Below are 5,629 nucleotides of genomic sequence, written 5' to 3'. Positions count from 1 at the left end.
ACGAGGAAACCGGCGCCCGTTCCGTCAAGGACATCAAGGAGCAGGACGTCTACATGGGCGATATCCCGCTCATGACGGAGAAGGGCACCTTCATCGTCAACGGGACCCAGCGCGTCATCGTCTCGCAGATGCACCGCTCACCGGGCGTGTTCTTCGACCACGACAAGGGCAAGACCCACGCCTCGGGCAAGCTGCTGTTCGCCGCCCGGGTGATCCCGTATCGCGGTTCCTGGCTCGACTTCGAGTTCGACGCGAAGGACATCGTCTACGTCCGCATCGACCGCCGCCGCAAACTGCCGGCCACGACCTTCCTGATGGCTCTGGGCATGGACGGCGAGGAAATCCTCTCCACCTTCTACAAGACCGTTGCCTACGTGAAGAAGACCGGCGGCTGGTCCACGGCGTATCTGCCGGAGCGTTGGAGGGGCGTGAAGCCCGACTTCCCGCTGATCGATGACGCGACGGGCGAAGAGATCGCTCCGGCCGGCACCAAGATCTCGGCGCGCAATGCCAAGAAGTTCGCTGACGCGGGCCTGAAGACCCTGCTGCTGCCGCCAGAGGCCCTGAACGGTCGCTACCTGGCGCGAGATCTGGTCAACACTGAAACCGGCGAAATCTATGCCGAGGCCGGAGATGAGCTGGACGTCGAACTGCTGGCCTCGCTGGAGGCCCAGGGCTTCGTGAACATGGACGTCCTCGATATCGACGACGTGACCATCGGCTCCTACATCCGCAACACCCTGCGCGTAGACAAGAACACCATTCGCGAGGATGCCCTGTTCGACGTCTATCGCGTGATGCGTCCCGGCGAGCCGCCGACGGTGGAAGCCGCCGAGGCCATGTTCAAGAGCCTGTTCTTCGATGGCGAGCGTTACGACCTGTCCTCGGTCGGGCGTGTGAAGATGAACATGCGTCTGGAGCTCGATTGCCCGGATGACATGCGTATCCTGCGCAAGGAAGACGTGATCGAGGTGCTGCGCACCCTGGTCGGCCTTCGCGATGGCCGCGGCGAAATCGACGACATCGACAACCTCGGCAATCGCCGGGTGCGTTCGGTGGGCGAATTGCTGGAAAACCAGTATCGCGTCGGCCTGCTGCGGATGGAACGCGCCATCAAGGAGCGCATGAGCTCGGTCGATATCGACACGGTCATGCCGCACGACCTGATCAACGCCAAGCCGGCGGCGGCCGCCGTGCGCGAGTTCTTCGGCTCGTCACAGCTGTCGCAGTTCATGGACCAGACCAACCCGCTGTCGGAAATCACCCACAAGCGCCGTCTCTCGGCGCTTGGCCCGGGTGGTCTGACCCGCGAGCGCGCCGGCTTCGAAGTCCGCGACGTGCACCCGACCCACTATGGCCGGATCTGCCCGATCGAGACTCCGGAAGGCCCGAACATCGGCCTGATCAACGCCCTTGCCACCCACGCGGTGGTCAACAAGTACGGTTTCATCGAGAGCCCCTACCGCCGGATCAAGGACGGCAAGACGACCGAGGACGTCGTCTACATGTCGGCCATGGAAGAGGCGAAGCACGTCATCGCCCAGGCCAACATCAAGCTGAAGGATGGCGTCATCGTCGATGATCTGGTCCCCGGACGGATCAACGGCGAACCCGGCCTGCTGCCGCGCGATCAGGTCGACCTGATGGACGTGTCGCCGAAGCAGGTCGTGTCAGTCGCCGCCTCGCTGATCCCGTTCCTCGAGAACGACGACGCCAATCGCGCCCTCATGGGTTCGAACATGCAGAAGCAGGCTGTGCCGCTCATCCAGTCGGATGCGCCGCTGGTCGGCACCGGCATGGAGAGCATCGTGGCCGTGGACTCCGGCGCCGCCGTGGTGGCCCGCCGTCCCGGTATCGTCGAGCAGATCGACGGCACCCGGATCGTGGTCCGTGCTACGGAAGAGAACGACCCCACCAAGCCGGGCGTCGACATCTATCGTCTGCAGAAGTTCCAGCGCTCCAACACCTCGACCTGCATCAACCAGCGTCCGCTGGTGCGCGTGGGCGACGTGATCCAGGCTGGCGACGTGATCGCAGACGGTCCTTCGACGGACCTCGGCGAGCTGGCGCTGGGCCGCAACGCCCTCGTCGCGTTCATGCCCTGGAACGGCTACAACTTCGAAGATTCGATCCTGATCTCCGAGCGGATCGTGCGCGATGACGTCTTCACCTCGATCCATATCGAGGAATTCGAGGTCATGGCCCGCGACACCAAGCTGGGTCCGGAAGAAATCACCCGCGACATTCCCAACGTCGGCGAGGAAGCGCTCCGCAACCTCGACGAAGCGGGCATCGTGGCCATCGGCGCCGAAATCCAGCCGGGCGATATCCTGGTCGGCAAGGTGACGCCGAAGGGCGAGAGCCCCATGACCCCGGAAGAGAAGCTGCTGCGCGCCATCTTCGGCGAAAAGGCGTCCGACGTTCGGGACACCTCGCTGCGGCTGCCCCCGGGCGTCACGGGCACGGTCGTTGAAGTGCGCGTGTTCAACCGTCACGGCGTCGACAAGGACGAACGCGCCCTGTCGATCGAGCGGGCCGAAATCGACCGCCTGGGCAAGGACCGCGACGACGAGTTCGCGATCCTGAACCGCAACATGCAGGGACGTCTACGCCAGCTGCTGGTCGGCAAGAACGCCGTCTCAGGTCCCAAGGGCCTGGGCCGCGGCGAAATCTCGCTGGAGAAGCTGGAAGAAGTATCGTCCGGCCTCTGGTGGCAGATCGCCCTCGACGACGACAAGGCGATGACCGAGCTGGAAGCGCTTCGTCTCCAGTTCGACGAAGCTCGCAAGCGCCTCGATCGCCGCTTCGAAGACAAGGTCGACAAGCTGCAGCGCGGGGATGAACTGCCGCCCGGCGTGATGAAGATGGTCAAGGTGTTCGTAGCGGTGAAGCGCAAGCTGCAGCCGGGCGACAAGATGGCCGGTCGTCACGGCAACAAGGGAGTTATCTCCAAGATCCTGCCGATCGAGGACATGCCCTACCTTGAGGACGGCACGAGCGTAGACATCGTTCTGAACCCGTTGGGCGTGCCCTCGCGGATGAACGTCGGCCAGATCTTCGAGACCCACCTGGGTTGGGCGGCTGCCGGCCTCGGCAAGCAGGTCGCAGCCCTTCTGGAGGCCTGGCAACAGGGCGGCCAGAAGCAGGCGCTCATCGATCATCTGCTCAGCATCTACGGGCCCGATCAGGAGCTTCCGGATACGGAAGAGGAACTCGTCGAGCTGGCACGCAACCTGTCGAAGGGTATTCCGTTCGCCACCCCGGTGTTCGACGGTGCCCACATCGACGACATCGAGAACCTGCTGGAAAAGGCTGGCCTCGCACGCTCGGGTCAATCGTATCTGTACGACGGCCAGTCGGGTGAGCAGTTCAAGCGCCCGGTCACGGTCGGCTACATCTACATGCTGAAGCTTCACCACCTGGTGGACGACAAGATCCACGCCCGTTCGATCGGCCCCTACAGCCTGGTCACCCAGCAGCCGCTGGGCGGCAAGGCCCAGTTCGGCGGTCAGCGCTTCGGGGAAATGGAGGTCTGGGCTCTGGAAGCCTACGGCGCCGCCTACACCCTGCAGGAGATGCTAACGGTGAAGTCGGACGACGTGGCCGGCCGGACCAAGGTCTACGAAAGCATCGTCCGTGGCGACGACACCTTCGAGGCCGGGATCCCGGAAAGCTTCAACGTTCTGGTCAAGGAAATGCGTTCCCTGGGCCTGAACGTCGAACTCGAAAACAACTGAGGCCTGACCTCGCCCCTGCCGGTAACGGCAGGGGCGCCCACGCCGCCCTCAGTTTCGAACCCAATTTTGGCGGGACGCTTCCCGCAGAAGGAACAAGATGAACCAGGAAGTCCTGAACATCTTCAATCCGGTCCAGGCCGCTCCGACCTTTGACCGCATTCGTATCGCGCTGGCTTCGCCGGAAAAGATCCGTTCGTGGTCGTTTGGCGAGATCAAGAAGCCTGAAACGATCAATTATCGGACGTTCAAGCCCGAACGTGACGGCCTTTTCTGCGCGCGGATCTTTGGTCCGACGAAGGACTACGAGTGCCTTTGCGGCAAGTACAAGCGCATGAAGTACAAGGGCATCATCTGCGAAAAGTGCGGCGTTGAGGTCACCCTGGCCCGCGTCCGTCGTGAGCGGATGGGCCACATCGAACTGGCCAGCCCTGTCGCCCACATCTGGTTCCTGAAGTCGCTGCCCAGCCGCATCGCCATGATGCTGGACATGCCGCTGAAGGACATTGAGCGGGTCCTCTACTTCGAGAACTACATCGTCACCGAGCCGGGCCTGACCCCGCTGAAGCAGCACCAGCTGCTCTCGGAAGACGACTTCCTGCGGTTCCAGGAAGAATTCGGCGACGACAGCTTCACCGCCGAGATCGGCGCCGAGGCGATCCAGGGCCTGCTCAAGGGCATCGACCTGCTGCTGGTGGCCGAACAGCTGCGCGAGGATCTGAAGACCACGACCTCGGAGATGAAGCTCAAGAAGCTCTCCAAGCGCCTGAAGATCATGGAAAGCTTCACCGAGAGCGGCAACAAGCCCGAGTGGATGGTGCTGTCCGTGGTGCCGGTGATCCCGCCGGAACTGCGTCCGCTGGTGCCGCTGGATGGTGGCCGCTTCGCCACCTCAGACCTGAACGATCTCTATCGCCGGGTCATCAACCGCAACAACCGCCTGAAGCGCCTTATCGAGCTGCGCGCGCCCGACATCATCATCCGCAACGAAAAGCGGATGCTGCAGGAATCGGTCGACGCTCTGTTCGACAACGGCCGTCGCGGCCGGGTGATCACGGGCGCCAACAAGCGTCCGCTGAAGTCTCTGGCCGACATGCTGAAGGGCAAGCAGGGGCGCTTCCGCCAGAACCTGCTGGGTAAGCGCGTGGACTACTCCGGCCGGTCGGTGATCGTGGTGGGTCCCGAGCTGAAGCTGCACGAGTGCGGCCTGCCGAAGAAGATGGCGCTCGAACTCTTCAAGCCGTTCATCTACGCGCGCCTTGACGCCAAGGGCCTGTCGGGCACCGTCAAGCAGTCCAAGCGCATGGTGGAACGCGAGCAGCCGGCGGTCTGGGACATCCTGGACGAGGTCATCCGCGAACACCCGGTGCTGTTGAACCGTGCGCCGACCCTGCACCGTCTGGGAATCCAGGCGTTCGAGCCCAAGCTGATCGAGGGCAAGGCGATCCAGCTTCACCCGCTGGTGTGCGCCGCCTTCAACGCCGACTTCGACGGCGACCAGATGGCCGTCCACGTCCCGCTGAGCCTTGAAGCCCAGCTGGAAGCGCGCGTGCTGATGATGAGCACGAACAACATCCTGTCGCCCGCCAATGGTCGCCCGATCATCGTGCCGTCGCAGGATATCGTGCTGGGTCTCTATTACCTGTCGCTGGTCAAGGACGCCGAGCCTGGCGAGGGCAAGGCGTTCAGCGACATGGCCGAACTGGAACAGGCGCTCGATGCAGGCGTGGTTTCGCTCCATTCCAAGATCCGCGCCCGTCACTCGGAAATGGATGCCGACGGAAATCTGGTCCGCAAGGTCATCGAGACCTCACCGGGCCGGATGAAGATCGCCGCCCTGTTCCCGCACCACCCTGCGGTGGGCCACCGGCTGCTGGAGAAGAACCTCACCAAGA

At 63.3% G+C, this 5,629-nt stretch carries 2 protein-coding genes; both read left to right on the top strand.

All coding sequences use genetic code 11. The features are described from left to right. A partial coding sequence (gene rpoB, locus ACIQ42_RS15320) for a DNA-directed RNA polymerase subunit beta (protein WP_397423117.1) occupies window positions 1-3,737 on the top strand: 3,737 nt, incomplete at its 5' end. A gap of 97 nt (window positions 3,738-3,834) precedes the next feature. Then, on the top strand, window positions 3,835-5,629 hold a 1,795-nt coding region (gene rpoC, locus ACIQ42_RS15315; protein ID WP_397423116.1), incomplete at its 3' end, for a DNA-directed RNA polymerase subunit beta'.

This window comes from Phenylobacterium sp. (assembly GCF_044372605.1).
In the GTDB taxonomy this organism is placed as follows: domain Bacteria; phylum Pseudomonadota; class Alphaproteobacteria; order Caulobacterales; family Caulobacteraceae; genus Phenylobacterium.
Note: the sequence above shows the minus strand (reverse complement) of the source record. Positions and strands in the feature narration are given on the sequence as shown.